The organism is Acinetobacter sp. A3, from assembly GCF_012371415.1.
GTDB lineage: Bacteria > Pseudomonadota > Gammaproteobacteria > Pseudomonadales > Moraxellaceae > Acinetobacter.
The window spans coordinates 29,742-53,894 of record NZ_JAAZQW010000018.1 but is presented as its reverse complement, the minus strand read 5'-3'; the positions used below and the strand labels follow the sequence as shown (position 1 = coordinate 53,894).

The 24,153-nt window shown below is 42.1% G+C and carries 25 protein-coding genes and 1 pseudogene; 10 read left to right on the top strand and 16 right to left on the bottom strand.

Annotated elements, in window-relative coordinates:
• Positions 1-401: 401 nt before the first annotated feature.
• From HHA42_RS07805 to rlmJ, 3 genes are read right to left on the bottom strand one after another with little or no spacing between them, the layout of a single operon-like run.
• On the bottom strand, positions 402-1,523 hold the full coding sequence (locus HHA42_RS07805; protein WP_168526030.1) for a XapX domain-containing protein: 1,122 nt from the start codon (positions 1,521-1,523) through the stop codon (positions 402-404).
• A 41-nt stretch (positions 1,524-1,564) separates the two neighbouring features.
• The gene (gene pssA, locus HHA42_RS07800) at positions 1,565-2,389 is read right to left on the bottom strand and encodes a CDP-diacylglycerol--serine O-phosphatidyltransferase (RefSeq protein WP_168418544.1); all 825 of its coding nucleotides are present in this window, start codon (positions 2,387-2,389) and stop codon (positions 1,565-1,567) included.
• A gap of 42 nt (positions 2,390-2,431) precedes the next feature.
• Positions 2,432-3,289 (bottom strand): 23S rRNA (adenine(2030)-N(6))-methyltransferase RlmJ, encoded by an 858-nt coding sequence (gene rlmJ / locus HHA42_RS07795; protein ID WP_168418543.1) that lies wholly within the window; start codon positions 3,287-3,289, stop codon positions 2,432-2,434.
• Between the two features lie 116 nt (positions 3,290-3,405).
• Between rlmJ and HHA42_RS07790 the strand changes: the two genes are divergently transcribed.
• A complete protein-coding gene (locus tag HHA42_RS07790; protein ID WP_168418542.1) occupies positions 3,406-4,008 on the top strand; it encodes a 2OG-Fe(II) oxygenase in 603 nt (200 codons plus the stop codon).
• A gap of 96 nt (positions 4,009-4,104) precedes the next feature.
• The gene (locus HHA42_RS07785) at positions 4,105-4,632 is read left to right on the top strand and encodes a hypothetical protein (RefSeq protein WP_168461097.1); all 528 of its coding nucleotides are present in this window, start codon (positions 4,105-4,107) and stop codon (positions 4,630-4,632) included.
• 42 nt (positions 4,633-4,674) lie between these two features.
• Here the strand turns inward: HHA42_RS07785 and HHA42_RS07780 are convergent, their stop codons facing one another.
• From HHA42_RS07780 to HHA42_RS07755, 6 genes and pseudogenes are all read right to left on the bottom strand, one after another.
• A complete protein-coding gene (locus tag HHA42_RS07780) occupies positions 4,675-4,932 on the bottom strand; it encodes a DUF2789 family protein (protein WP_026438536.1) in 258 nt (85 codons plus the stop codon).
• Between the two features lie 158 nt (positions 4,933-5,090).
• Positions 5,091-5,339 carry a DUF2789 family protein gene (locus tag HHA42_RS07775; RefSeq protein WP_004976204.1) on the bottom strand — a complete coding sequence of 83 codons (249 nt, stop codon included), beginning with the start codon at positions 5,337-5,339 and terminating at the stop codon, positions 5,091-5,093.
• A gap of 268 nt (positions 5,340-5,607) precedes the next feature.
• Positions 5,608-6,791 (bottom strand): annotated as a pseudogene (locus HHA42_RS07770) (YeeE/YedE family protein).
• Positions 6,792-7,030: 239 nt separating this feature from the next.
• On the bottom strand, positions 7,031-8,017 hold the full coding sequence (locus tag HHA42_RS07765) for a malate dehydrogenase (protein ID WP_168418540.1): 987 nt from the start codon (positions 8,015-8,017) through the stop codon (positions 7,031-7,033).
• A gap of 201 nt (positions 8,018-8,218) precedes the next feature.
• Positions 8,219-8,872, bottom strand: coding sequence for a ribonuclease I (locus HHA42_RS07760; RefSeq protein ID WP_168526028.1), 654 nt, complete (start codon positions 8,870-8,872; stop codon positions 8,219-8,221).
• A 65-nt stretch (positions 8,873-8,937) separates the two neighbouring features.
• Entirely contained in the window at positions 8,938-10,824 is a 1,887-nt protein-coding gene (locus tag HHA42_RS07755; RefSeq protein WP_171525580.1) for a lytic transglycosylase domain-containing protein, read from the bottom strand.
• Positions 10,825-11,183: 359 nt separating this feature from the next.
• Between HHA42_RS07755 and miaB the strand changes: the two genes are divergently transcribed.
• Genes miaB through ybeY form a run of 3 tightly spaced genes read left to right on the top strand, consistent with a single transcriptional unit; the run spans position 11,184 to position 14,277 of the window.
• Entirely contained in the window at positions 11,184-12,638 is a 1,455-nt protein-coding gene (gene miaB / locus HHA42_RS07750) for a tRNA (N6-isopentenyl adenosine(37)-C2)-methylthiotransferase MiaB (protein WP_168418537.1), read from the top strand.
• A 39-nt stretch (positions 12,639-12,677) separates the two neighbouring features.
• Positions 12,678-13,751, top strand: coding sequence for a PhoH family protein (locus HHA42_RS07745; RefSeq protein WP_070155261.1), 1,074 nt, complete (start codon positions 12,678-12,680; stop codon positions 13,749-13,751).
• 43 nt (positions 13,752-13,794) lie between these two features.
• Positions 13,795-14,277, top strand: coding sequence for an rRNA maturation RNase YbeY (ybeY, locus tag HHA42_RS07740; protein ID WP_168418536.1), 483 nt, complete (start codon positions 13,795-13,797; stop codon positions 14,275-14,277).
• 171 nt (positions 14,278-14,448) lie between these two features.
• On the opposite strand, the gene HHA42_RS07735 is transcribed toward ybeY, so the two are convergent.
• The gene (locus tag HHA42_RS07735; protein WP_171525579.1) at positions 14,449-15,306 is read right to left on the bottom strand and encodes a TonB family protein; all 858 of its coding nucleotides are present in this window, start codon (positions 15,304-15,306) and stop codon (positions 14,449-14,451) included.
• 273 nt (positions 15,307-15,579) lie between these two features.
• Here HHA42_RS07735 and HHA42_RS07730 point away from each other — a divergent pair, with 273 nt between their 5' ends.
• The 4 genes from HHA42_RS07730 to HHA42_RS07715 all read left to right on the top strand — a co-directional run bounded on the left by HHA42_RS07730 (position 15,580) and on the right by HHA42_RS07715 (position 18,517).
• Positions 15,580-16,260, top strand: coding sequence for a hypothetical protein (locus HHA42_RS07730; RefSeq protein WP_168526024.1), 681 nt, complete (start codon positions 15,580-15,582; stop codon positions 16,258-16,260).
• Positions 16,261-16,431: 171 nt separating this feature from the next.
• Positions 16,432-17,145: a DUF3108 domain-containing protein gene (locus HHA42_RS07725; RefSeq protein ID WP_168526022.1), complete on the top strand. Its 714-nt coding sequence runs from the start codon at positions 16,432-16,434 to the stop codon at positions 17,143-17,145.
• Between the two features lie 127 nt (positions 17,146-17,272).
• The gene (locus tag HHA42_RS07720; protein WP_168418532.1) at positions 17,273-17,848 is read left to right on the top strand and encodes a xanthine phosphoribosyltransferase; all 576 of its coding nucleotides are present in this window, start codon (positions 17,273-17,275) and stop codon (positions 17,846-17,848) included.
• A 273-nt stretch (positions 17,849-18,121) separates the two neighbouring features.
• Complete coding sequence (locus HHA42_RS07715) at positions 18,122-18,517, top strand: hypothetical protein (RefSeq protein WP_168526020.1); 396 nt, start codon at positions 18,122-18,124, stop codon at positions 18,515-18,517.
• Positions 18,518-18,585: 68 nt separating this feature from the next.
• On the opposite strand, the gene HHA42_RS07710 is transcribed toward HHA42_RS07715, so the two are convergent.
• Together HHA42_RS07710 and wrbA are read right to left on the bottom strand one after the other, a co-directional pair.
• Entirely contained in the window at positions 18,586-18,777 is a 192-nt protein-coding gene (locus tag HHA42_RS07710; RefSeq protein ID WP_168418530.1) for a hypothetical protein, read from the bottom strand.
• 289 nt (positions 18,778-19,066) lie between these two features.
• Positions 19,067-19,663 carry an NAD(P)H:quinone oxidoreductase gene (wrbA, locus tag HHA42_RS07705; protein WP_168418546.1) on the bottom strand — a complete coding sequence of 199 codons (597 nt, stop codon included), beginning with the start codon at positions 19,661-19,663 and terminating at the stop codon, positions 19,067-19,069.
• Between the two features lie 112 nt (positions 19,664-19,775).
• Here wrbA and HHA42_RS07700 point away from each other — a divergent pair, with 112 nt between their 5' ends.
• Complete coding sequence (locus HHA42_RS07700) at positions 19,776-21,023, top strand: YihY family inner membrane protein (RefSeq protein WP_168418529.1); 1,248 nt, start codon at positions 19,776-19,778, stop codon at positions 21,021-21,023.
• A gap of 150 nt (positions 21,024-21,173) precedes the next feature.
• Here the strand turns inward: HHA42_RS07700 and HHA42_RS07695 are convergent, their stop codons facing one another.
• The 4 genes from HHA42_RS07695 to HHA42_RS07680 all read right to left on the bottom strand — a co-directional run bounded on the left by HHA42_RS07695 (position 21,174) and on the right by HHA42_RS07680 (position 24,106).
• Positions 21,174-22,103 carry a DMT family transporter gene (locus tag HHA42_RS07695; protein WP_168418528.1) on the bottom strand — a complete coding sequence of 310 codons (930 nt, stop codon included), beginning with the start codon at positions 22,101-22,103 and terminating at the stop codon, positions 21,174-21,176.
• A gap of 170 nt (positions 22,104-22,273) precedes the next feature.
• Positions 22,274-22,678 carry a biopolymer transporter ExbD gene (locus HHA42_RS07690; protein ID WP_168418527.1) on the bottom strand — a complete coding sequence of 135 codons (405 nt, stop codon included), beginning with the start codon at positions 22,676-22,678 and terminating at the stop codon, positions 22,274-22,276.
• Positions 22,678-23,301: a MotA/TolQ/ExbB proton channel family protein gene (locus tag HHA42_RS07685; RefSeq protein ID WP_004976156.1), complete on the bottom strand. Its 624-nt coding sequence runs from the start codon at positions 23,299-23,301 to the stop codon at positions 22,678-22,680. Before HHA42_RS07685 ends, HHA42_RS07690 begins: the two co-directional genes overlap by 1 nt.
• A gap of 19 nt (positions 23,302-23,320) precedes the next feature.
• The gene (locus tag HHA42_RS07680; protein WP_168418526.1) at positions 23,321-24,106 is read right to left on the bottom strand and encodes an energy transducer TonB; all 786 of its coding nucleotides are present in this window, start codon (positions 24,104-24,106) and stop codon (positions 23,321-23,323) included.
• Positions 24,107-24,153 lie beyond the last annotated feature (47 nt).

Genomic DNA, 24,153 nt, shown 5'->3' with positions numbered 1-24,153 from the left:
CAAATCTGGCTCATCAATTTTCTGACTTAAATTTCGCTCAAATAAACTTCGAGTAATTTAAACCAATCAATCAATGAAATATTTTCGATCAATCAATCAGTAAAAATCCACACAAGTTGTTCTTCATAATCTCTTAATGATCTTCTCGATGCTTCGTCAGCATCAAGCTAGGTCGGCTATACTACTCTCTATTTTAAGAAAGTCAACATGCAATGTTGATTTTATTTTCAAACCCATCTACTCAAAACAAACTCAACCAATCTTAAACCAATCAACCAAGCTATTGTTTTTCAACAAGTTTTTATCAACATCACCGCCGATGGATGTGCATTATAGATGAATTCCCATCGCTTGCAAGCCCTGTTTTTGGTTTTTAGCAAAAATATTGTTTGAGTGGTTGTTTATTCATCAAAATTGTGTAATTTTCTCGAAAAATCTTGGTTATTTCTTTTTTTGATCATAAAAGGTTCGGGACTCAATACTGCCGCGGGTGCATTTTCCGCCTGATCTTGCTCTTGCCACTTCAGCGCACGACAATCTATATATTCACAATAGCCCGCTTCACCTTGTTGCAAGTTTCCATTGATAGAAAGTTGGAATTGAAAACTCCCCACATAACCTGCAGCCGCGCCAAATTTAAAATCTCCTCGACTTTGCGCCTTGACATAAATACTGTTGCCATTTACATCCTGACAAGCCCATTCAAATTCACGCGGTAAATACATAGCCTGCCCAGTTGGTGTGGTTACTTGTGGATAGACACGCTGAATATGTAGCTGAACCTGTTCATCAAACAGAGTACTTTGCCTAGTGCTTGCATCACGCAAATAAATTCGAGATTGCAGAATGCGATTGAATACATCACGACTTTGTAACAACAGCATTTGTTGCTGATTCTCTAAATTAATTACCTGATAGCAAAAGAATGCGACCGCTAAATAAGGAAACTGAATTGATCTGGCGTATTCAAAACTGCCTAATTGTTGAATCTCAAAATGCTGATCTTTATAACGTATATCACCTTCACATTGGCACAATAATGACCAATGTTCGGCTAGATTCATCCGCAGTTTAGTGAAATAAGAAATTGTGGTACTTGTGGTGATCTGCAAATCAAAACTCAGTTCAGAATCATCACGTTGAATCCGAAATTGCGGAAACCTGCCCGTTATGCGTTCTTTATGAGCAAACTGGAAATTGTGTCGACTGAATTTGCAATCGTGTTGCATGGAATAATGATTGGTTTGTCCCACCATGTGTGGACTGGTGCTGCAATGAATACTGGCAGTATCTAAAGCTGAACCGTTCAGCATCTGTTCAGTACGCAACATATTACTATTCAGATGGCCCAATAAACCGAGAAAATTCACATAATGCAATGGTGCAGGTAAAGCAGGAAGAATTAAGCCCTGATAGATAAATTTATAATGATGTTTTGGCGCATGATAAGGCAATTTACAAAGCGCATCAGGAGTTTGATTAAGTTGTTTGGAACGATCTAAAAAATCTTGAAACAGCTGCATATCAAACTCCTTGTGAGTTGATGTGTCAGTCTAATGCTGCACTAACTCACTGCATTTTTTCTTGCCATAAAGGTGGTCACAAAACCTGAAAGTGCATAAATGATTGAAATGACCAAAATACCTACTGGAATGTTATAAGTCATGGCGGCCAAAATAAAGACGGCTATAGGCAAAACAAAAAATGGAACACGTTTACGGTCAAAGGTTTTAAATGAATAATATTTGATGTTAGAAATCATCAATAAGCCTACTGCAATAATAATCACAGCATTCAAGATTTGTAGCCCAAACTCACGAATATCATACAGTTCAGGGAAATCACGCCCCACCCAAACCAAAGACACAATAATCAGTGCTGCTAAAGGACTCGCAACCCCAATAAAATAACGTTTATCGACCACACCAATTTGCACATTAAAACGCGCCAAACGGAAGGCAGCACAAGCGGTATAAACAAAACATGCCGCCAAGCCAATACGGCCTAAATCGTGCAAGCTCCAGCTATACATAAGAATGGCAGGCGCAACCCCAAAGGCCAACATATCAGACAAAGAGTCAAACTGCTCACCAAAAGGACTTTGCGCGCCAATAGCACGTGCCACACGCCCATCTAGACCATCAAATAATGCCGCTAGAAAAATAGCGTAAATGGCTTGGCTAAACTCACCGTTCATACTAGCAATAATCGAGTAAAAACCCGACAACAATGCTGCTGTGGTAATCAGGTTTGGCCACAGGTAGATACCACGACGTTTCACCTTTTGCCCTTCGCGGGTATGCTCTTCTTCCACCACCTCAAATGTAATTCCGTCATGTTCAAGATCACGGGAACTATATTCACCTTCGGGCTTGGATGTGTTTGTCATTATTTTGTGTCCTAACTGTAACCTGAACGTCTATTTAACTTTTTATTCGCCAACCAACCAGCGCACTGCAGCATGCCCACCATGTTCTTGCATGCGTAAATGAGGGAATAGCCATTGCAAGGCTTCATCTGCATCTTCAGAGAATTTCCAAGGTGGATTAATCACCAACAAACCACAGCCATTTAAACCAACTGGCGTGTCATCTGGCCATACACAAATTTCACAAATTAACTGGCGGCGAATACCTGTTTTAAACATTTTCTTTTCAAAACGTTCAATCATGGCGCGGTCTTTAATTGGATACCATACTGCGAATACACCTGTCGGCCATTTTTTATGCGCAGCTGCCAACAATTCCACCAATTGCGGAAAGTCTTTACGTTCCAATTCATAGGGTGGGTCAATCATCACCAAACCGCGTTTTTCTTTAGGTGGAATCACACCCAATAAACCTTCGTAAGCATCACGTTCATGCAAGCCTGCACGTTTGTCACGAATGTTATGACGTAATTGCTGAAATACGTCGCGCTGCATTTCAAAAATAGTGGCTTTGTCGATGTCACGCATACCCTGTAAGGCAAACCACGGAGAACCTGGATAAGCCCCCTGACCATCGACCGTACGCATTTCTTCAACCAGTTTTAAATATTGCTGTACACCTTCTGGTGCCTGACGCTTGATTGAATCATCTAGTTTTACCAAACGGTGAATACCATTTAAAAATTCACCCGATTTCTGTGCAGGTGCTAAAGACAAGTCATATTTACCCGCACCGCCATGTGTGTCGACATAACGATAAGGTTTATCTTTGGCATTTAAACGCGTCAGAATTTGCAGCAATAAGACGTGCTTCATGACATCGGCAAAGTTGCCTGCATGGAAATGGTGACGATAATTCATGTTTGGTTCATTCCTAAAATCAACCGCTATTTTAGCATGAAAAAAAGTTTCATTCAGGAGCTTGTATTCCTCTAAAATAACCAACTCTCAATTTCATCTTTTTCTGAGTATTTTATATGGACGCTACACTTCTCCCAAAGTCCTGGAATGTTGATCGAATTCTTGAAGATTTGGATCAACATGGTTTTGCAATAATTGATGATGCTTATTCACCCGAATATCAGCAACAATTGCTGCTAGAGTGTAGTCAAAATTTAGATCAGTTTCGTGAAGCCGCCATTCAAAATGGCGTGGTCAGCAATATTCGCAGTGATCATATTTTATGGATTCATGAAAACTTAAGCACAGCCCATCAACATACCCAAACGCTTTTAGCCTTAGCAGAACAATTCAATCAGGCATTTTATTTGGGTATTCGTGAAGTCGAAGCACATTTTGCCAGTTATCAAACTGGGTCTTTTTACGCCTTGCACCGTGACAACCCTCAACAGAAAAATGATCGGGTGATTTCTGCCGTTTATTATTTGCACAGTGAATGGCAGCCTGACTGGGGTGGTCAGCTCCGCCTACAAGATAAACACGACCAATGGCATATTATTGAACCATCACCGAACCGTTTAGCCATTTTTCAAAGTGATTTATTGCATGAGGTTTTGCTCGCCAAGCAACAACGCCTATCTATCACAGCGTGGTTACGCAGTGGCAATACGCTTTGGTAAATTTGCTAAAAATGCTTGCAGTTTTTCCAGTGCTTTGGCTTTAAAAGCTCAAATCTGCCCCGATGTATAGCCCATATCGCAACAAGGAATTCACCAATGCGCCATTCGACTCAACAACTTATTCAACGTATTGGTGAAACCGACCAACTTTTCTTACAAGGGAACACCCCAGAACTAGCTTTGGAACGTGCCGATTTACGCTTACAACTGGTCAGTTTAAGTGAGTTGCGCCAAGAGCAGATTTACTTTTTACAAGAAGCGATTGTTCTGTTGGAGCAAGGTCGCGTTGAATTTGAAGAAATGCCCTTGCCGCTTTATATCAATCTATCTTTGCATTTAGCCAAAGCATATATGATGTATTTTGAACTCACGCGTGATGCTAAATATGCACTGATTACCCAACAAATTTTAAAAGCCATGACCCATTATGCACATGGCGATATTTTCTTTTTCTTGGCCTATGCCAGCGCCAGTAAAAATGAAACTGCACTATGCCGCCATTGGTTAGGCAAATATAGTAAAACTGCTGAGTTTGATTTGGAGTTATTACAGATTCACCCTGCATTTAATGCTTACCAAACTGAAGTGTGGTTTAAACAGATGCTTAAAAGCAGAATGCATTAAAACGCCTCGTATTGAGGCGTTAGCATAAATATGAAATGGTTTTTATACTGCTTGCAAACGGTAAGCATCTAAGTGTAGCTGTTGATTGAGTTCATCAATCCAAATGGCCCAGTCATCATCCTGTACCAAATGACTGATTAAAAATTCACGTTGCGATTTATTCCAAAATGGCGCTTCATGTAAATTAATCTGCGCAGGTAATTGATGTGTACGTACATACAGTTCAATGGCTGCAGGGCTACTGGCTAAACCGAGCTGGCTGAATAACATGGCTAATGATGGAGTATTTTGCATGAGCACCTTGCCCCCTTTATTAGTTTATTTGTAATTCCTTATTGAACCAACTTATAACAATTTGCATAAAAAACCCAGTCCTTTGACTGGGTTTGTTGTATCTTTTTGTGATTAATTTTTTGAGCTGCTCTCACTCAAGTTTTTATAACAACACTTCACGCCATTTACGTACTTGGATGCTGATCACTATGCAATTGCTCATTCAGCGTTTCAATCACAATGGCCCAGTCATCATCTTTTTTCCAATGGCTTTGTAGAAATTGACGCTGACCCTCTGTCCAAAATTCAGCACAGTGTAATTTGGTTTCTGCGGGCAACTGATGTTCACGAATAAATTGATCAATTGCAGCATCATCTGCATCTAGACCCAATTGTTGAAATAACAGTTCTAAAGTTGGTTGTTGATCAAACATGACATCCTCCTTTAACTCTTTCAGTGATTAAGATGACTGTAACTCGCTTTATTCAAGCATTCAGCAGCAGCCGAGTTGCAGCATGTTATTTTTTGTACAACACCACCGTTTCTGTGCAAGTTTCAAAGCATGCAATACAAGTAAGAATGAATCAGAAATTGTTGATAAGAATCATGTCGGATGTTTAGCTTAAAGCTGTAAAGAGACTACAAAATAAAAAAGCCAGTCAAAATTTACGCTGACTGGCTGAATAGGTTTAGTTTTAAATTTAGCAACCTGTTAATTTTTCAGGTTGTGGCTTTTCACTTGGAAAGAAAATTGGGCGCAGTTTTACGCCAATTGCATTCCCCATAAAGGCAAATACCAACCACAACCAACCATGCACACTTCCTGATGCAATACCACTGAAGTAAGCACCGATATTACAACCGTATGCTAAACGTGCGCCATAGCCAAGTAATAGACCACCAACAACTGCTGCAACCAGTGAACGACGTGGAATATTAAAGTTAGGCGCAAACTTGCCTGCCAAACTCGCTGCAAGCAAAGCACCGAGCATGATGCCAAAGTGAATTGGCTAGAGCTTTAGCATTGCCAGGTTGTTGCCAGTAATCCCAAGCACTTACATCCATTCCTGCTAAGGTCGCCACTTTTGCAGCCCAAACTGCAAGTGCAGAGGTTACACCCCACGGACGACCTGCTAAGGCCAAGGTAGCAAAGTTAAGCAGGGTTAAAATAATGCCGCCCCAAATCAACGGCCACGGGCCTTTCAGAAAGCGTTTCCAGCCGTGCTGCTGACTTTGTGGCTCTGCCTCTAAACTGCCATGGCGTTTCTTTTCAACCCATACTGTCACGGCTGCAATTAACGCAAAAATAACGAAACTCAACAACAGCGCAGGAATCACCCCAAAGCTTTCTACAATAGAAATGGGTGCTAAATGTGGTAGGTTAAACCACCAATCCAAATGTGATGTTGCAATCAACGAACCTAAGCAAAAGAAGAATAAGGTCACCAACATGCGGGCACTACCACCGCCAACGGTGTACAAAGTACCTGAAGCACAACCGCCACCCAATTGCATACCAATACCAAAAATAAAGGCACCAATCATGACTGACATGGAAACAGGATTTACATTACCTTTGACAGGATTTCCAAATAATTCACCTGCGCCTAAGGCAGGAAAAAATAGCAATACCGCCAAACCCAACATAATCATTTGGGCACGTAACCCACGCCCGCGCCCTTCTTTAATAAATACGCGCCAGCTAGAAGTAAAGCCAAAAGAAGCATGATACAAGGTCATCCCCAAAGCACCGCCAATCAAAAAATAACAGCGCTTGATTCAGACCAACAATTTGATAGGCACCCAAGGTACCCACAATTAATAAGATAAAAGCCACCCAAACCGAAACATTCGATCTTTGGGAAGCAGCAACAATAACAGACATGGAAGAGAGAATTTGAAAAAGGAAACCCGCGTATTCTACGCAATTTCCCCTACGCTGTAGGGCTGACTGCTTATTTTATCGAAGATAATTCATTCTTATATTTGATCAAAAATATAAGGTAATTTGATTTATAAGTCTTATTTTTATAAGAAATATGAACATAGAAAATAAAAGGCCAGTCAATAAAATTGACTGGCCTAACTCGTAACCGAGTTTTTAATTTAATCTAGAAGATTAAATTATTTAATCATGTCAGCAATTGCTGCGCGCTCTTCTTCAAGTTCATTTAACGTGAAGTTGATACGCTCACGGCTGAACTCGTCGATTTCAAGACCTTGAACGATTTTGTACTCGCCATTTTCGCAAGTTACAGGGAAACCGAACATTACGCCTTCAGGAATACCGTAAGAACCATCAGAAGGGATACCCATCGTTACCCATTCGCCGTTTGTGCCAAGCGCCCAGTCACGCATGTGGTCAATTGCAGCGTTTGCAGCAGAAGCAGCAGAAGATAAACCACGCGCTTCAATGATCGCAGCACCACGCTTACCAACAGTTGGAAGGAATACGTCTTTGTTCCATTCTGCATCGTTGATTTTGTCTTTTAAGCTTTCGCCGTTTACATTTGCAAAACGGTAGTCAGCATACATTGTTGGAGAGTGGTTACCCCAAACTGTCATGTTTTTGATGTCAGAAACTGCAACACCCGCTTTTTGAGCAAGTTGAGTTAACGCACGGTTGTGGTCAAGACGTAACATTGCTGTGAAGTTTTTCGCAGGAAGGTCTGCAGCAGATTTCATTGCAATGTAAGCATTCGTGTTCGCAGGGTTACCTACAACAAGAACTTTAACGTCACGGCTCGCAACTTCGTTCAATGCTTGACCTTGACCAATGAAGATTTCGCCGTTCACTTTTAACAAGTCAGCACGTTCCATACCAGGACCACGTGGACGTGAACCAACTAATAAAGCGTAGTCAGCATCTTTAAATGCAACTTTAGGATCATCAGTACCGATCATGCCTGCCAATAATGGGAAAGCACAGTCGTCAAGTTCCATCATTACGCCTTTAAGCGCTTGTTGAGCTTTCTCAACAGGAATTTCTAACAATTGAAGAATAACTGGTTGGTCTTTACCCAACATTTCACCGCTAGCGATACGGAATAATAAGCTGTAACCAATTTGACCTGCAGCGCCAGTCACGGCAACACGAACGGGTTGCTTCATGTAATTATCTCCAGTTGAGGATAGTCAATGCGATTAAATAGTCAGTCCATTTAATCTAATAATCATAAACGCGAAAGATTGTACTCCAATCATTCAGCGGATGCATGCAAAAGCGCATCAAATTCCACAAAAGTCTGATAGAAAATATAAATAAAATATTTCCAAAAGACTCAAAACCACAAATTTAATGCGCTCAAAAACCTAGTAAGAACCTTTAATCACAAACTGACTTGGGCAATTTGACCCAATGTTGGCAGCACACTGCTTATAGCGCCCAGCACTGTTATAGCAAATTTTGATTTCGGTTAAATAACTGCTGCCCTGATGATTCGAGCATTGAAAATGAATGCTTTTGGATGACATACCTGAGTTGGATTTTAAGAACAGGCTACGCAACTGACCCAGTTGTACGGTTTGAGTGTCTTGGCCCGTCAATACCGCAGGCACGTTAATCCGATCTGCATTGTTAATGATCATGCGGAAATACTGACTGGCATTCATAGGTACACACCCACCTATACCCTGCCAAAGCTGTACTCGCGCAGCATCATCGGGCATGACTCGCGCCACTACCTTCGCTTGTAGCGGCGGCAACTTTGCCGATGAATGGGTACTACATTCACGCGTCGCGACTTCAGGATATAAACCCTCAATATTCAGTGAGTAACCTTCCAAACATTTACGCTTTTTGCTTTTGGTAGAATCAATTAAACATACGGCTGGAGTCATTTGAACCGACATCACATAGCCTTGTACAGGAGCTGAAAATGCGTTTTGTGTACACATGACCAAAGCTGCACCACCCAAACTGAGCAATGCAAAATGAATTGGCTGCAAAATGGTACCCATGCTCATTTTCAATGATTCCGCCCCCTTAACAGTGATTCGATGACAAATGGCATGCTTGAGTATTCCACTAACTATGGTGTATTGCGTGATGGAATACTTTGCATACGACTACTCATAGATTGTCCGCCTTGACCTAACATCAATCCATAATGTGTAGCATTGGTCATGACGTGTTTTACATAGTCACGTGTTTCCAACAAAGGAATGCTTTCCGTATATTGGTCTGCCGCAATTTGCTGAAACTCTGGCTGCCAACGGCGTGCACGGTTTGGCCCTGCGTTGTACCCTGCTGTGGCCAGCACAGGACTATTGCTTAATTGTCGCTGAATGGTCGACAAATAAAATGTACCGTAGCGGATATTGGTATTCATATCACTGAGTGCAGCAGGATTAAAAGTTTCACCCATTTGTCGTGCAACCAAACGTGCCGTGTCTGGCATAATTTGCATGAGTCCACCCGCACCGACATGCGAACGTGCCGTAGTATTGAAACGGCTTTCTTGACGCATCAAACCATAAGCCCAAGCAGGATCAATACCTGCATTTTGACTATGACTCACCACATAATTACGGTGTGGCATCGCATAACGGTAACTGTAGTTGTGCTTATTCACAGTACGGTCTGCTGCATAAATTGCACGATCATACCAACCCATATCAGTCGCACGTTTGGCAGCTGCCAAAATCAAACCATCATCTTGTCTTAAATAGGCCTGACGTACCGCCCAATTCCATTCTCGATTCACATAATTGGCGGGCGCATTAATTTCACGTAAGGCAAAAGCACGGTTAAAGTGAATATCCTGATTTAAACGCTGCAAATCATTAGTTGTCGGCTGGCTATTTACTGGAATGGCATTGTAACGCTGCCCAAGACGATCTTTTGCTAATAAGTTGTGATAATCATCGCCCTGTGCCAACTGTTTATAAATATTTTGCGCACTGCGTTTTGATGCTGCATCACCACGTTGTTCTGAGGCACGAGCCAACCAGTATTGCCAACGGTCTTCTTGTTTCTGAGTCACACTCATGCTGTCTACTGCACGAATCACACTTTCCCATGCACCAAAGCGGATGGCCTGTCTGGCATAAATTTCTGCCTCTTCGGGGCTAAATGGCAAGCCATAACTGGCATCTAAGGCATTTAACACTTCACGGTTGAAATTATTTTTCATCACCGTGGTGCCGCCAATATAGCCTACTGCACGGTGCAACGCTTTTTGTACGGCATCGGGTGTGCCCTCTGCGCTCCGTTTTAGCGAAGACAAGGCCGAATCCAGATCACTGTCGGCTAAACGACCTATGGCATAAATTAAATAAGCGTGATCTTCATTGCTGGCTTTTGGGGCCGACCATAAATAATTCAGTGGATTAGCCTGAATACTGTTCAGTTGTGCCAAACTCAGATTCATACCCAAACTTTGCGCAGTCGCCAAAGCTTGCCCTGACTGCCCTGCACGCAATTGCCCCCACAAACGCTGCTGCTTGTCTTGCTGAGTCATGATTGGACTAGAGAGCATCATGCGGCCCAAACCTGTACAAGATTCAGGTTGTGAATTAGTGGTCAGCCAAACATCTTTATATTCAGCCAGCACTAAAGGATCGCCCGAACGGGTGCGCACCTGCGCCATAGCACAACTTTCCGCCTGATCGGCATTACTCACATAGGCAAGCACAGGTTGTGCACTGCCAAAATCTGCCTGTTTAACTTTTTCTTCGACATAGTCGGCAGCCAATTTTTCCGCCATAGCCGATTGAGGATGTCGCTGTGCAAACTGGATAATAGCGGTGGCAGGCTGCATACCAAGGTTAGTATTTAATGACCAATATTCAGGATAATAGCCCAATACATCATTTTGCATGGCATATTGATACTGCTGCAATAAATCAACATCACCTGAATTGGCGGCACGTAACGCATCATTGAACTGTTCATTTGCCGCATGCGTACTTGCCATGACTGCAAACGAAACAAGGCTCAAAGCAAGCTTTTTAGCTAAATTATTATTTTGTTTCATCATTTGCAGCATTCGCTTGCTTTCGGTCATTTACTTCCGCCTCGAGGTCCGCATCTCATCTTTAGGTTTAGTTTAATTAGTCTAGAACCGCAGTTGTGTTCTGTTATGTAACCTTCTGATTAGACACTATTAATCTTACAACTCATGTTCAAACAAATTTCTTCATATTTCAATCAGCTGTTGTGCTGATTTAAGGCTGTCAGTTTAGCGTGAATTCCTGCTAAAATATGCGCCTTTCTTTTGTCTAATGACGTTTATTTTTTATAAACGATTTAGTGAACTATCTCTTAGGAGCCTACATGACGGTTCAAACCTTCATCCCCAATGGTGCCCAAGCTGCCTCAGAAAACACTGTTACCCAGCCACAGCACACCCCAGCCGACGGTTCAGTCAAAAAACTGTATATCGAAACGCAAGGGTGTCAGATGAATGAGTATGACAGTCACCGTATGGCAGACCTTTTAGGCGATTCTCACGGCTATGTACTGACCAGCAACCCTGCTGATGCCGATATTCTGCTCATGAATACCTGTTCGATTCGTGAAAAAGCGCAGGAAAAGGTGTTTTCTGAATTAGGTCGCTGGCGTAAGCTGAAAGAAAAAAATCCTGATTTGGTGATTGGCGTAGGCGGTTGCGTCGCTTCTCAGGAAGGCGACAATATTCAAAAGCGTGCCCCGTATGTGGATATGATTTTTGGTCCACAAACCTTACACCGTTTACCGCAAATGCTTGATCAACACCACGATCAGGTCGAAAAACCAAAGAAAGAAAAAATCAAACTGGTGGATATTTCTTTCCCAGACATCGAAAAGTTCGACTTCCTACCTGAGCCGCGAGTTGAAGGCTTTAAGGCCTTTGTATCGATTATGGAAGGCTGTTCAAAATACTGCTCATTCTGTGTTGTGCCTTATACCCGTGGTGAAGAAGTATCACGCCCCTTAGATGATGTTTTGGCTGAAATTGCAACACTGGCAGAAAAAGGCGTGCGTGAAATTAGCTTGCTCGGTCAAAACGTAAATGGTTACCGTGGTGAAACTTTTGACGGCAAAATTTGTACTTTCGCAGATTTACTGCGTTTAGTTGCCGAAGTGCCTGGCATTGGTCGTATTCGTTACACCACATCACACCCGCTTGAATTTAATGATGATTTAATTCAATGCTACCGTGATTTACCGCAAATGGTGTCGCATTTACACTTACCTGTACAAAGTGGCTCAAACGATGTGCTACAAGCCATGAAGCGTAACCACACCATTGATGTGTATATCGACAAGATTGCCAAATTACGTAAAGTGCGCCCAGATATGCATTTATCTAGCGATTTTATTATTGGCTTCCCTGGTGAAACCGATCAAAACTTTGAAGAAACTTATCAGTTTATTCAAGAGATGGATTTTGACCACTCGTACAGTTTCATCTATTCAAAACGTCCAGGTACGCCTGCATCTGAACTTGAAGACACCACACCTGAAGATGTGAAAAAAGAGCGTTTGGCCAAAGTCCAACAATGGATCAAACAATCGAGTATTGATAAGACCGATGCCATGCTGGGTACGGTGCAACGTGTCCTGATTGAAAATGTTTCTGATAAAGATCCGAACATTTTGGTCGGCACAGCAGACAATACACGTTTAGTAACATTTATTGGTGACCCTGCTTGGGTCGGACGCTTTGCGGAGATTGAGATTACCGAGATTAAAACTTTGAATTTAGTTTATGGTGAGCTCTTGAATCTTGAGCCTGACGTGGCGTAATGTAGGAGCTAAAGTCCAATAACAGATTAAGGAATTCTCTTGACTGCAGCGATTCGACGTACAGTAACTTTTCCTGGTATTTCAATGGAACGTTTAAAAAGCATGCTCGGTGCTTATAACGGACATTTGAAACAAATCGAACAACGCCTAGACGTCCAAATTTCCCATCGTGGTGACGCCTTTTTTATAGATGGGGAAATTGATGCAGTTGAGCGAGCCGAAACGCTCTTGCAACGCCTGCATGAAGAAGCGGAAAGTTCTGCACAAATCAGTGCAGACACGCTCCACATGATGATTCAAGGCAGTCAGACTGACCGTGAATTACAATCGGATGATGGGCAAGAGCATACTGGATTGGATGCTGTTTGGTTACAAACCCGCAAAGGCCGTATTAACCCACGCGGTGCCAACCAAAAGCGTTATGTTCAGCGTATTTTGCAAAGCGATATTTCTTTTGGTATTGGTCCTGCAGGTACAGGTAAAACCTATTTGGCCGTAGCTGCTGCCGTAGATATGCTGGAACGCAATGAAATTCAGCGAATTCTATTGGTGCGTCCTGCGGTTGAAGCAGGTGAAAAACTGGGTTTCCTACCTGGTGATTTAACCCAAAAAATTGACCCCTACTTGCGCCCACTTTATGACGCCCTATATGAAATGTTGGGTTTTGAGAAAGTGGCCAAACTCATTGAACGTCAAGTAATTGAAGTTGCGCCCCTAGCATATATGCGTGGTCGCACCCTAAATCACTCTTTTGTGATTTTGGATGAAGCGCAGAATACCACCCCTGAACAAATGAAAATGTTCCTGACTCGTTTGGGCTTTGGCTCTCGTGCGGTCATTACTGGTGACGTGACTCAGGTTGATTTACCACGTGGTCAGCAATCAGGTTTATCTCATGCGCTGCGTGTCTTGGAAAATGTGCATGAAATTCACATCACACGTTTCCACTCACGTGATGTGGTACGTCACCAGTTGGTGCAAAAAATTGTTGAAGCCTACGAAGGCTGGGACAGTGAGCAACAGCGTTTAAGTGCCGAAGCACGTGCTGAACGCAAAGCACGTCAGGAAGCTTTAATTGCGGAAAATGATGCCGCAGCAGATGCACAGCACTAGTGGCTGTGCGTTCTGCAACCTACTGAAGTATTAAGGATTCATTTTGAAACTAAGTCTAAGCCTGCAACAGGACATTCAAGCACCTGAGCTGGTATTAAAGCGCGCCTATCTTAAAAAAGTGGTGGAAACCACTTTAAGGCATATAGACACCCAAAGTGACTGTGAAATTGGGATTGCCTGTGTTGATCATGCAGAAAGTCTCAAGCTTAATCTGGAATATCGCAAAAAAGACAAATCGACCAATGTCTTGTCTTTCCCGAGTGATTTACCCGATGAAATGGCACAAGTGTTGCCAAGCTTTCCAATTGGTGATCTGGTGATTTGTATTCCTGTGGTTTTACAGGAAGCAGCCGAACAAGCTAAAACACCTTTGGCACATTTCACTCACATGCTGGTACACGGCACGCTGCATCTCATGGGCTACGACCATGAAACCTCAGATGAGGATGCCGAAGAAATGGAAGCTTTAGAAATTGAGATTCTTGCCAAGTTGGGTTTAGAAAATCCATACGTGGAAAGAGATTGAATTTGAAGTTCTAAAAAACTATAAAAATAGTGGGCTTAGGCTCGCTTTTTTGTTTACCCATCCCTCTAACTCCCTCCCAACGGGAGGAAGAACACAGAGTAGAATCGTATGCGTGTATCACACAAAATTCCCTCTCCTTTCAGGAGAGGGTTAGGGAGAGGTGAATAATCATTAACGCACCTCAAACTCAGCTTCAGCAGGGTCAAAGCGCCACGTCCGCACAATCCGTAATTCAGAAATATCTTTCATTTTCGCATCGAATGCGCCAAAAGGTGCAGCCTTACGCACCGAAGCCTTCGCTGCTTCATCCAACATGGCATGACCTGAACTTTCAATTAAACGAATGGCACGAATCCCACCATTGCTGTTTAAAACTACCATTAAACGCACCTCACCCGATAAATTCTGTGCTTTGGCCTGTTCGGGGTAATAGCGGTTGCCATAAAACTCGACTTTTTGACGGAATTTTTCCATATAGCCCGCAGTGTTATCTTGCTTGGCCTGAATTCCATCAATGGTTTTAATTTTTTGCTGACGGCTAAAGTTTTGTTGGCGTTGTAAATATTGCGCTTCAATACTGGCAACCATGGCCGCCTTGGCCTGAAACTGACTATTCAATTCCTGCATGGCTTTTTTACGCTGATTTTCTGCCGCCTGCTTTTGCCAACTAAGCGTGGTCATCAACACTTTTTCTTCAAAGTTTAATTCGCGCTGTTGCTGCATACGCTCTAAGCTTTCCAGCTGTTGTTCACCTGCACTTTGCTCAGTCATAGGTGCTGGCATGTCACTCGACATGCGATGTTCTTCTCGAAAAGTCCCCGAACCTTGCTGATCGGCCTGTGCTAAAAAGTCTGCATCTTCAACTTTTGTATCACTCATTCGTACCGATACCGCAATTTCTTTAACTGCGGCATCGCTTTGTTGTGGTGCAGCAAATTGTACAGCTAAAATCATCACGTGCAGCACAGCAGCCACGAGTAACGCAGCAGCAAAAATAGGGTCTTTCCACCACTCTTGTGAAGTAGGCATCAATTGAATTTTTTTTAGCATCACATTAATCCGACAAAATGTCCGATTCCCCAAGCCGCTAAATGCGGTATAAATCTAAGAGCAAGTTACTTTGAACAGATTTTACTTTTTTCAAAACTGCCAAGTTCATCAAAAAGCTGACTGCCGAATCTTAAAATATTAAAAATGGTGCAATTTATTTTGCTAAACTGCAAGCTTCTGTGCCTGTATTTTTAATACAATTCGATAAAATATTTGTATCTGAAAAGAATCAATGAACGACCTGGACGCCGTATGCAAAGCCTGATCACCAATATCTCTCAACGTATCCGACAAGTGTACCAAAAAGCGGAAGGATTTATTGAGGATGAACGTGAATTTCCATTATCTCAAGTCTTCTTAAATGCGACTTTTCAGCGCTTTGTGACTGATAATGTGAAAATGTTGCAAGATCTGCATGCAGACTTACACGATGACTGGTTACGCCTGTACGCCACGCTGGACTATAACGGTTTAAACATTACCCTTTCGGTTGATTTAAAACTGGTACAGATGGAGCTGAATAAAAACACACAACTGATTGTGTTTGAACAAATCAGTGACACCCAAGTAATTGATGCTAGTTATCCAAGTGTTTTTCATAAAATTGCCGTGAAATGTGCCTTGTTCTACTATCAAAAAATACGCAATGACGACCCTTTGGGGATGATTTTAGAAAAACTTAAAGTCATTAAAGTCAAAGATGACTTACTGCATTTGGACTTAAACCGCTGGCTAGGCAAAAACCGCTCGATCATTGACACCTTAGGCAAAGTTCACGTGAATCACGCTGTATTACGTGAAGCCGAATTGGTACTGATGGGCAACGTCAATTTAACGGCATTGTTCCGTAAAATGTCTGAAGAAAGACTGGATGACCTGAGTGAAACCCTAGAAGATACACAAGTGACACCATTGAAACAAAAACAAAGCTAATGCCTGCCTTGCTCATCGTATCTACTAAATTTGGTTAAATTTTGGAAGAGAATACATACAGGAAAACTACATAAGCCGCATAATTTCCAATTTTCTCTTCATATTCAATGCGTATAATGGCAACAAGCAAGCAAATTGCATCTCCCTACATACAAAGGAAATATCTCAGCAATGGCAAATCATGTATTGAAAACAATGGGTATGGCAGCCGGTGTGTCCACAGCACTGTTCTTGGCTGGTTTCTCTAGCCAAGCATTTGCCATGAGTCCTTTCCAAGCTAGTTACCAGTTTAACTACAATGGTAAAAACTTGGGTTCTGCAACACGTACCTTAAGCAAAACAGGCAATCAGTGGAATTATGTATTTGCAGCCAAAGCAGGTGTGATTGCATCTGCCACTGAAACCAGCCGTTTTACTTTTAATGACGGTAAAATTGGCTCGTCTAGTTTTAGCCGCAGCAGTAAAATTTTGGTGCATAACAACACCATGAATATTAATTTTAATCCTGCTGCAAAAACCATTAACACCAAAAAAGACAGCGATGTACGCTCGTTTGCGTGGAAAGCAGGTGTGTTGGATGAACTCAATGCAGAATTGCAAATTCGTGAAGACTTAAAAAGTGGCGGTTTAAAGTCGAGCTACTATATTGCTGACAACAAAGAAGTTGAATCACGTCGCTTTATTAAACAAGGTTCAGAAAAAATCAAAACCAATTACGGTACGTTTGACACCATTAAAGTGGTTCTTAAACACAACAAACCTAACCGTGACACGATTTTCTGGCTTGCACCAAAACTTGACTACTTACCTGTAAAAGTCACCCACCAAGACAAAGACAAGTCTTATGGATTATTGCTAACAGGTTATAAAGGCCCAACCAACTAATTCTCAACATAGCTGCTGAGCAAACTCGGCAGCTATTCACCATTTGGTAAATTGTTCTTGCATTTTTTCAGGTGCTTTTTAAAATACGCTTTTGCTTTAAAAAGCACCTGCCCTTGAGGATTCTCCCGTGCATGCACTAGAACAGAAAATTTTAGCTGAAGGTATCGTTTTATCTGAGACGGTTCTCAAAGTCGATTCTTTCTTAAACCATCAAATTGACCCTGTGATGATGCAGCAAATTGGTCAAGAATTTGCGCGTTTATTTAAAGATGCAGGCATCACCAAAATTATTACTATTGAAGCATCAGGTATTGCACCTGCAGTCATGGCAGGTTTAGAACTGGGCGTTCCTGTAATTTTTGCACGTAAATATCAATCTTTAACTTTAAAAGATGATTTATACCGTTCTAAAGTGTTTTCATTTACCAAACAAACGGAAAGCACTATCGCCATTTCAAACAAACACATTCATGCTACCGACAAAGTGTTGGTCATTGATGACTTTTTAGCGAATGGTCAAGCAGCACTGGGGCTGGCAGATCTGATTCATCAAGCCCAAGCAGAAGTGGTCGGCATTGGAATTGTGATTGAAAAATCATTCCAGTCTGGTCGTGAATTACTCTTAGAAAAAGGCTACCGTGTCGAGTCATTGGCCCGTGTTAAATCCTTGGCAAATGGTACAGTTGAATTTGTACGTGATTAAGCCTTGCTCGCAGAAGCAATAAATCTAGTCATGACACAAAATTAAATCTCAAAAAGAGCGCTACGGCGCTCTTTTTTTAGCCCTATTATTTTGCAAACTTAAGCAACTCATTTACATATATTTTATTTACAAAATGACAGCGCTACGCCATGCTGAACCTCTTAAACAATAGTGTGTAAATCTCTTAAATATAAAGAAGGGAAAGATTACTCACTCTTTTGACATCCTGCTTGCAGTTATGCAAACAGCATCAGTACAAGGCATTTTACAGTCATGACACAAGACAATCCGTTGATGGAACACAGTATCGTCTGTCCAAAGTGTGGCTCAACCCAAGTTGAAAAACGCGACCATGAACAAAGCTTACAAAAAATTGGTGGAGTCTTATTAGGCTCGGCAGGAACAGCGGCTGGAACCGTCGGCGGTGCTGCCTCTGGTGCATCAATTGGTGCTGCAATTGGTACTGTGGCAGGGCCTCTTGGGGTGATTATGGGTGGTACCATTGGCACTTTTGTAGGTGCAATTAGTGTTGGAATCACTGGCGGCTTTTTAGGGCATCGCTTTGGTAAAAAAGCAGGTGTAATTGTCGACCAAAATATCTTTCTTGATTTTCACTGTCTGAAATGCAAACACCGTTTTAAAAAACAAATCAAACCAAGCCAATCTTAAACACACCAAACGTAGATTTTCATATAAAAAAGTGCTGTATAAAACAGCACTTTTATCACATCTTTTTATTATTTTACTTGTACATTTTCGGCTGCAATTACTGGCTTTTGAGCTGCTAAATATTGAACTTCTGCAGGTTGTTTTTGGGCTGGTTGTTCTTGGGGGAAGTTCAGACTGTGTACAATCTCAGTTGCAGCTACACTCGACCACGAACAGCCTAAACTCAATACAGCTAAACCAATTAACACTAACTTATTCATTTCCACTTTTCCTCAATCTCTCATTTTTACAGCAATCCATTGTGCTTAATACATATACCTGCACAAAAAATGCTGCGTGAACCGTGACAGAAAATTCTGCTTTTAAAGTGGCTATTAAATGTGAAAAGTGAAAGACTGAATATCACTAAAAATAGTGATTTTACGTGAAAAGTAATTTGTTTTTTTGCATGAATAAAAATACTCAAATTACCGCAGCCAATGAAGCTCAAATACAATCAAGGTGTAAAACATTCTATTCGTTTTACACCTGAGTTAATGATTCAGAAAATTACATTCCTTGTAACTTTTTCACCATTTCGCCTAAACGTTGCCCTTGTGCTTCACACAAGATTTTTTCATCCTGACTCAAAGCCTGATCGTGGCGTGGGCCACTCACATGAGTTGCCCCATACGGTGTACCGCCTGTCTTGGTGTTGGATAACGCAGGATGTGCATTGTGCAAGCCCATGATCATCATGCCATGGTGAAAAAGTGGCGGTAACATAGTCAGTAAAGTGCTTTCCTGTCCGCCATGCATCGAACCTGAAGAGGTAAACACACAGGCAGGTTTATTATGTAACGCACCATTCAGCCACAGACTGGTGGTTTGATCCCAAAAGTATTTCATTTCTGATGCCATATTGCCAAAGCGTGTTGGCGAACCTAAGGCTAAACCTGAACAATTGGCCAGATCATCCAAAGTACAGTAAATATCGCCTTCTGCTGGAATACTTGGCTCAGCTTGTTGTACAACAGTTGAAATATTGGGTACGGTTCTAATTTTAACAGGCATGCCACTGGCCTCTACTCCATTGGCAATTAAATGTGCCATTTCCTTAGTAGAACCATATTTACTAAAGTACAAAACCAGAATATATGCTTGCATCATGCGAATAAATCAGACTAAAAATGAAAACTATACGGTATTTTGCTGCTTTTTTGGTTAAGCTTAAACATGAAAACACATAAAGATGATTAAAAATTGAGACAGCGACTGTATGATTGTTGAGTATTTAAAGAAACTGCCCTTCTATGACAAAAAATGGTTTCAATTTGTCTTATTTGTGCTGCGTCGCTTTGAAGCCGACCGCTGCCGTGAACAAGCAGGTTCTTTAACCTACACCACCCTGTTTGCGGTTGTGCCGATGCTGACCGTTTTTTTAGTGATCATCTCTTCCATTAAGGCACTTGAACCTGCACGCCAACAATTACAACAGCTGATTTACAGTAACTTTTTACCTAAAACCACCATCGCATTCGACAAAGCCTTAAGTGCTTTTACTGATAAATCTAGCAACCTCACGATTATCGGGATTCTGTTTTTATTCATTACCACAGTGATGATGCTGACCAGTATTGAAACCGTGTTTAATCGCATTTGGCGTGTCAAAGAAACCCGTGGTGGCATTATGGGTTTTATGCGTTATTGGACCATTATTTCTTTAGGACCTATTTTGCTGGGCAGTGCCTTTGTTATTTCATCCACTTTGGCATCTATGAATGTACTCAGTAATAACTTTGCAGGTTATGAGCTCAACGGTGCGTTTATTTTATGGCTGATTTCATTCGCACTGACTGTTTTAGGCTTTTTTATTCTAAACTGGACGATTCCCAACCGTAGTGTGCCTGTAAAAGCCGCCCTAATTGCAGGTGTTTTTAGCGCAGTGGTGTTTGAATTATTAAAAAACCTGTTTGGTTTTATTATGTCCAACTTCACCAGCTATGAGCTGATTTATGGTGCATTTGCGGCTGTGCCTATTTTCTTACTGTGGATTTTTCTGTCTTGGAACATCGTACTCTTAGGTGTCGAAATTAGTTATGCCCTGACCGCATTTGAAGCCAGTCGAGAAAAAAAATGCCATCCCCTACTTATGCTTTTAGACTTGCTGGAATTGTTCTATAAAAAGCAAATGCGTGGCGAGAGTGTGAGCGAGGCAGAAGCACTGGATGTTTTAGGCCGCAATGAAATTGGACGCTGGCCATCTTATGTATTGATGTTGGAACAACAAAATTTAATTAAGCGCACTGAAAATGATGAATTCGTGTTGGTGCGTAATTTGTCTCAGGTGGATTTTTGGAGTTTTTATTCAAAATTACCTTACTCTTTACCACGCCGTCAGGAGTTAGCCAATGTGTATCCTGATGATGAATGGATGCAAAAACTAGGGCCTATTTTAATTGAATCTGACGACTACTTAGCTGCCAAACTTTCCATTCCGTTATCTAAAATTTTTGAAGCGAAATAACGGCTAATCTAGATCATTTCAATTTTTGGCACAAACCATCTTCAAGTTTAGGTATGCAATTCCCTAAGTCGCTTGAAGATGGTTTTTGCTTGATTGCAGATAAAGTCTGACAAACCACAACCCAACCGAATTCAAACCGAGCAGCACAGCTTATTTGCTTTGCATTACCTGAGTTTTATTTTTAAACCAACCTTGTGCATTGACCATCAACACGCCCAACATGACCAAAATTGCCCCGACGATAAAACTTTGACTCAGACTTTCATTCAATAACCAAACACCAAACAACACCCCGAATAAAGGCGTTAAAAATGAAAATACGCCTAAGCTAGAGGCTAAATATTGCTTCAACAACCAAAACCAAGCCAAATAGCTAATAAATGAAATCAACACAGCATGAAAAACCAAACTTGCCCATGCAATAGCAGTCCAATGAATGTCTGCTTGCCCGAGTGCATACGCCATAGGCAATAAAATCAGAAAGCCACCTACCAATTGATAAAACAGGGTTTGCGTTGCAGGTGCTTCAGACAAACGGCTTAAACGTACAGCTATCGTGGTGGCTGCCCAAAGCATACCTGCACTTAAGGCCAGTAAATCACCAAAAAGCATTTGGTTGAAGTCTTGCTGTTGAGATTCAGCACGCCACAAAAACGTAACCGCAATCCCAACAAAAGCCAAAATAATTCCGCTCCACTGCAAAGGAGATAACCGCTCTGCAGGTAGTTTCCAATGTAAGCCTAAAGCCACAAAAATAGGTGCAGTGTATAGTAAAACCACCACGTGCGAGGCAGAGGTATATTGAATAGCTTGCCCTAGCATAAAAAATTCTGCGGCAAACAACACCCCGACCAATATGCCGGGATACACGTATTGTGCTGCAAACAATTGTGTATTTCTTGCCATCCACAACAAAGGCAACACCATGCTGGCAGATAAACCTGAGCGTAATGCCAATTGCATTAATGGAGAAATATCAGGTGCGGCCAGCTTCAGCACCACTTGTTGTAAACCCCAAAAGACGCACAAAATAAGCATCATACTACTGGCTTTTGCATCTAGTGCTTGGCGTGAACTCATGGCTGAACCTGATTTAAACAAAAAATAGACTTTCAAATAAGCGGCGAACTCAACCCAAATAGCTTGGTTGATTAAATACGCTTGAGTAGGTGAAATATTTTGGCATTATGCGTGAGTTCGCATAAAAAAAGCGACCTTAAAAGATCGCTAATTTTAAATAAGATATGGGCTTAATCGTCTGTTGCAAAAGCAATATCACTGAGTCCGGCTTCACTCGCACGTGACATCACTTGCGCTACAGTATCATAACGCGCTTCTTTGTCGGCTCTTAACACCACCGTTGGTTGCTGAGCTTGCTGACTGGCGCTGTTAAAGCGGGTTTGCAACTCATCTAAGCTAATAATTTGATCATCCCACGCCACTTCACCATTGGCATTGATACTGACCTGAATTTGCTCAGGTGGTAAATCGACAATCTCTGCAGTCGTTTGCGGCAAGGTTAATGGTATAGATGGGTTGGCAACGGTCGCTGTCACCAAAAAGATGATCATCAATACCAACATAATGTCGATCAGGGGAATGAGGTTCATCTCATTCATGCCTGAGTCGTTGTCTTCACCCAATTGAAAAGCCATTAAACCTGACCTCCCACCAAACTTTGTTGTGTTGCTTTCACTTCTGTTTTTTGCACAGATGAATCTTGCTGCAACATGGTATCAATCAACAAGCTGTGTGCATGATCTTGCAGATTGTTCGATAAGGTACGGTTCACGCGTGAGCAAATGTTGTAGGCAATCACTGCTGGAATTGCGACTGCCAAACCAAAGCCTGTCATAATTAAAGCTTCACCCACTGGGGTTGCGACTTGTGCCAGTCCTGCCTGCCCACTTTTACCTACGGCAACCAGTGCATGGAAAATTCCCCAAACCGTACCGAATAAACCGACAAACGGTGCAAGTGAGGCAATTGTACCCAATACCGACACCCCTTTTTCTGCCGATGCTTTTTCTACAGAAATTTGACGCAATAGGGCCTGTTCTGCAACCGCTTTGCGCTGTTCAAAACTTAGTGGCGCCAGTTTTGCCTTAAGCTGATTTAAAGCCTGAGACAGTTGAGCATAAGCTTGTTGCTTCAATTGGCGCGTGCCCATCAAACGTAATGCGAAGATGGTCCATGTCGCAATCGACATCGCCAATAACACGAAATACAGTGTTTTGCTGACTGCATCTGCATGTTGCCAATAGACGGAAAAGTTCATACTCGAACTCCTGTTAAGGTTAGCCGTTAGGGTTCAATGTCAATTCAAAAGGCTGCTCAGCACGAATTGGATAAGCAACGCCATTTTCTTTGTACGGTTTGAATTTTGCACTACGCACAGCGCGTAAAATCTTTTGATCTAAAGCAGGTAAACCACTGGAACGGGTGATTTGTGCATGGGTAATTGCGCCTTTTTCATTGGCCTCAATGAGAACTACCACTGTTCGGGTTTCACCTTGTAAATCGCGGTTACTATAAGTTGGTTTTGGTGAGCGACTCCATTGCACCCCTGACCCACCAATTGAAACTGTTTTAGGTGCGGCTGGCACGACAGGTGCGGGTGCAACAGGCGCAGGAGTTGGTTTAGGTGCGGCTTGTACCACCTTAGTTTCAGTCACTGTCGCTACAGGTGCAGGTTTCACAACACGCTCGACAGGTTTTTCTACGGGTTTTGCCACAGGCTTAGGCGCTTCCGCTTTTTTCACCTGCTGTACTTTTTCCACTTTTTTAGGTGGCGGTGGTAACGGTTTTTCTACCACTGGCACTTCTTTCACTGGCTGCGGTTTTGGTTTTTCTGGTTGCGGCTCAGCTTTAGGTTGTGGCGGCAAAGGTTTTGGAGGTTCTTGAATTTTTACAAAGCGGACTTTTAAAGGTTCTTTTTCTATTGGCTTTAAGCTTGGGGTTGGCATCTGCCCCAATGCCCACAACACGCCCACGTGTCCCAATGCAACCACGGCTAAAGCTGTTACAACTTTCTTTTTCATGGTGTGGGATGTATGCGTCATAGCGTTGGGAGATTGGTTCATTAAAGTCAGCGACCTTGAAAAGCAATTGCCAAACCATCACAGCTTAT

Coding starts and splice junctions, on each gene's coding strand:
- HHA42_RS07725 (WP_168526022.1), top strand. CDS start 16,432: ATGGCAAATCATGTATTGAAAACAATGGGTATGGCAGCCGGTGTGTCC.
- HHA42_RS07790 (WP_168418542.1), top strand. CDS start 3,406: ATGGACGCTACACTTCTCCCAAAGTCCTGGAATGTTGATCGAATTCTT.
- HHA42_RS07785 (WP_168461097.1), top strand. CDS start 4,105: ATGCGCCATTCGACTCAACAACTTATTCAACGTATTGGTGAAACCGAC.
- HHA42_RS07700 (WP_168418529.1), top strand. CDS start 19,776: ATGATTGTTGAGTATTTAAAGAAACTGCCCTTCTATGACAAAAAATGG.
- HHA42_RS07680 (WP_168418526.1), bottom strand. CDS start 24,106: ATGAACCAATCTCCCAACGCTATGACGCATACATCCCACACCATGAAA.
- HHA42_RS07690 (WP_168418527.1), bottom strand. CDS start 22,678: ATGGCTTTTCAATTGGGTGAAGACAACGACTCAGGCATGAATGAGATG.
- HHA42_RS07730 (WP_168526024.1), top strand. CDS start 15,580: ATGCAAAGCCTGATCACCAATATCTCTCAACGTATCCGACAAGTGTAC.
- HHA42_RS07715 (WP_168526020.1), top strand. CDS start 18,122: ATGACACAAGACAATCCGTTGATGGAACACAGTATCGTCTGTCCAAAG.
- HHA42_RS07710 (WP_168418530.1), bottom strand. CDS start 18,777: ATGAATAAGTTAGTGTTAATTGGTTTAGCTGTATTGAGTTTAGGCTGT.
- rlmJ (WP_168418543.1), bottom strand. CDS start 3,289: ATGAATTATCGTCACCATTTCCATGCAGGCAACTTTGCCGATGTCATG.
- HHA42_RS07755 (WP_171525580.1), bottom strand. CDS start 10,824: ATGGCAAGTACGCATGCGGCAAATGAACAGTTCAATGATGCGTTACGT.
- HHA42_RS07765 (WP_168418540.1), bottom strand. CDS start 8,017: ATGAAGCAACCCGTTCGTGTTGCCGTGACTGGCGCTGCAGGTCAAATT.
- pssA (WP_168418544.1), bottom strand. CDS start 2,389: ATGACAAACACATCCAAGCCCGAAGGTGAATATAGTTCCCGTGATCTT.
- miaB (WP_168418537.1), top strand. CDS start 11,184: ATGACGGTTCAAACCTTCATCCCCAATGGTGCCCAAGCTGCCTCAGAA.
- wrbA (WP_168418546.1), bottom strand. CDS start 19,663: ATGCAAGCATATATTCTGGTTTTGTACTTTAGTAAATATGGTTCTACT.
- HHA42_RS07775 (WP_004976204.1), bottom strand. CDS start 5,339: ATGTTTGATCAACAACCAACTTTAGAACTGTTATTTCAACAATTGGGT.
- HHA42_RS07685 (WP_004976156.1), bottom strand. CDS start 23,301: ATGAACTTTTCCGTCTATTGGCAACATGCAGATGCAGTCAGCAAAACA.
- HHA42_RS07760 (WP_168526028.1), bottom strand. CDS start 8,872: ATGAGCATGGGTACCATTTTGCAGCCAATTCATTTTGCATTGCTCAGT.
- HHA42_RS07695 (WP_168418528.1), bottom strand. CDS start 22,103: ATGAGTTCACGCCAAGCACTAGATGCAAAAGCCAGTAGTATGATGCTT.
- HHA42_RS07735 (WP_171525579.1), bottom strand. CDS start 15,306: ATGCCTACTTCACAAGAGTGGTGGAAAGACCCTATTTTTGCTGCTGCG.
- HHA42_RS07805 (WP_168526030.1), bottom strand. CDS start 1,523: ATGCAGCTGTTTCAAGATTTTTTAGATCGTTCCAAACAACTTAATCAA.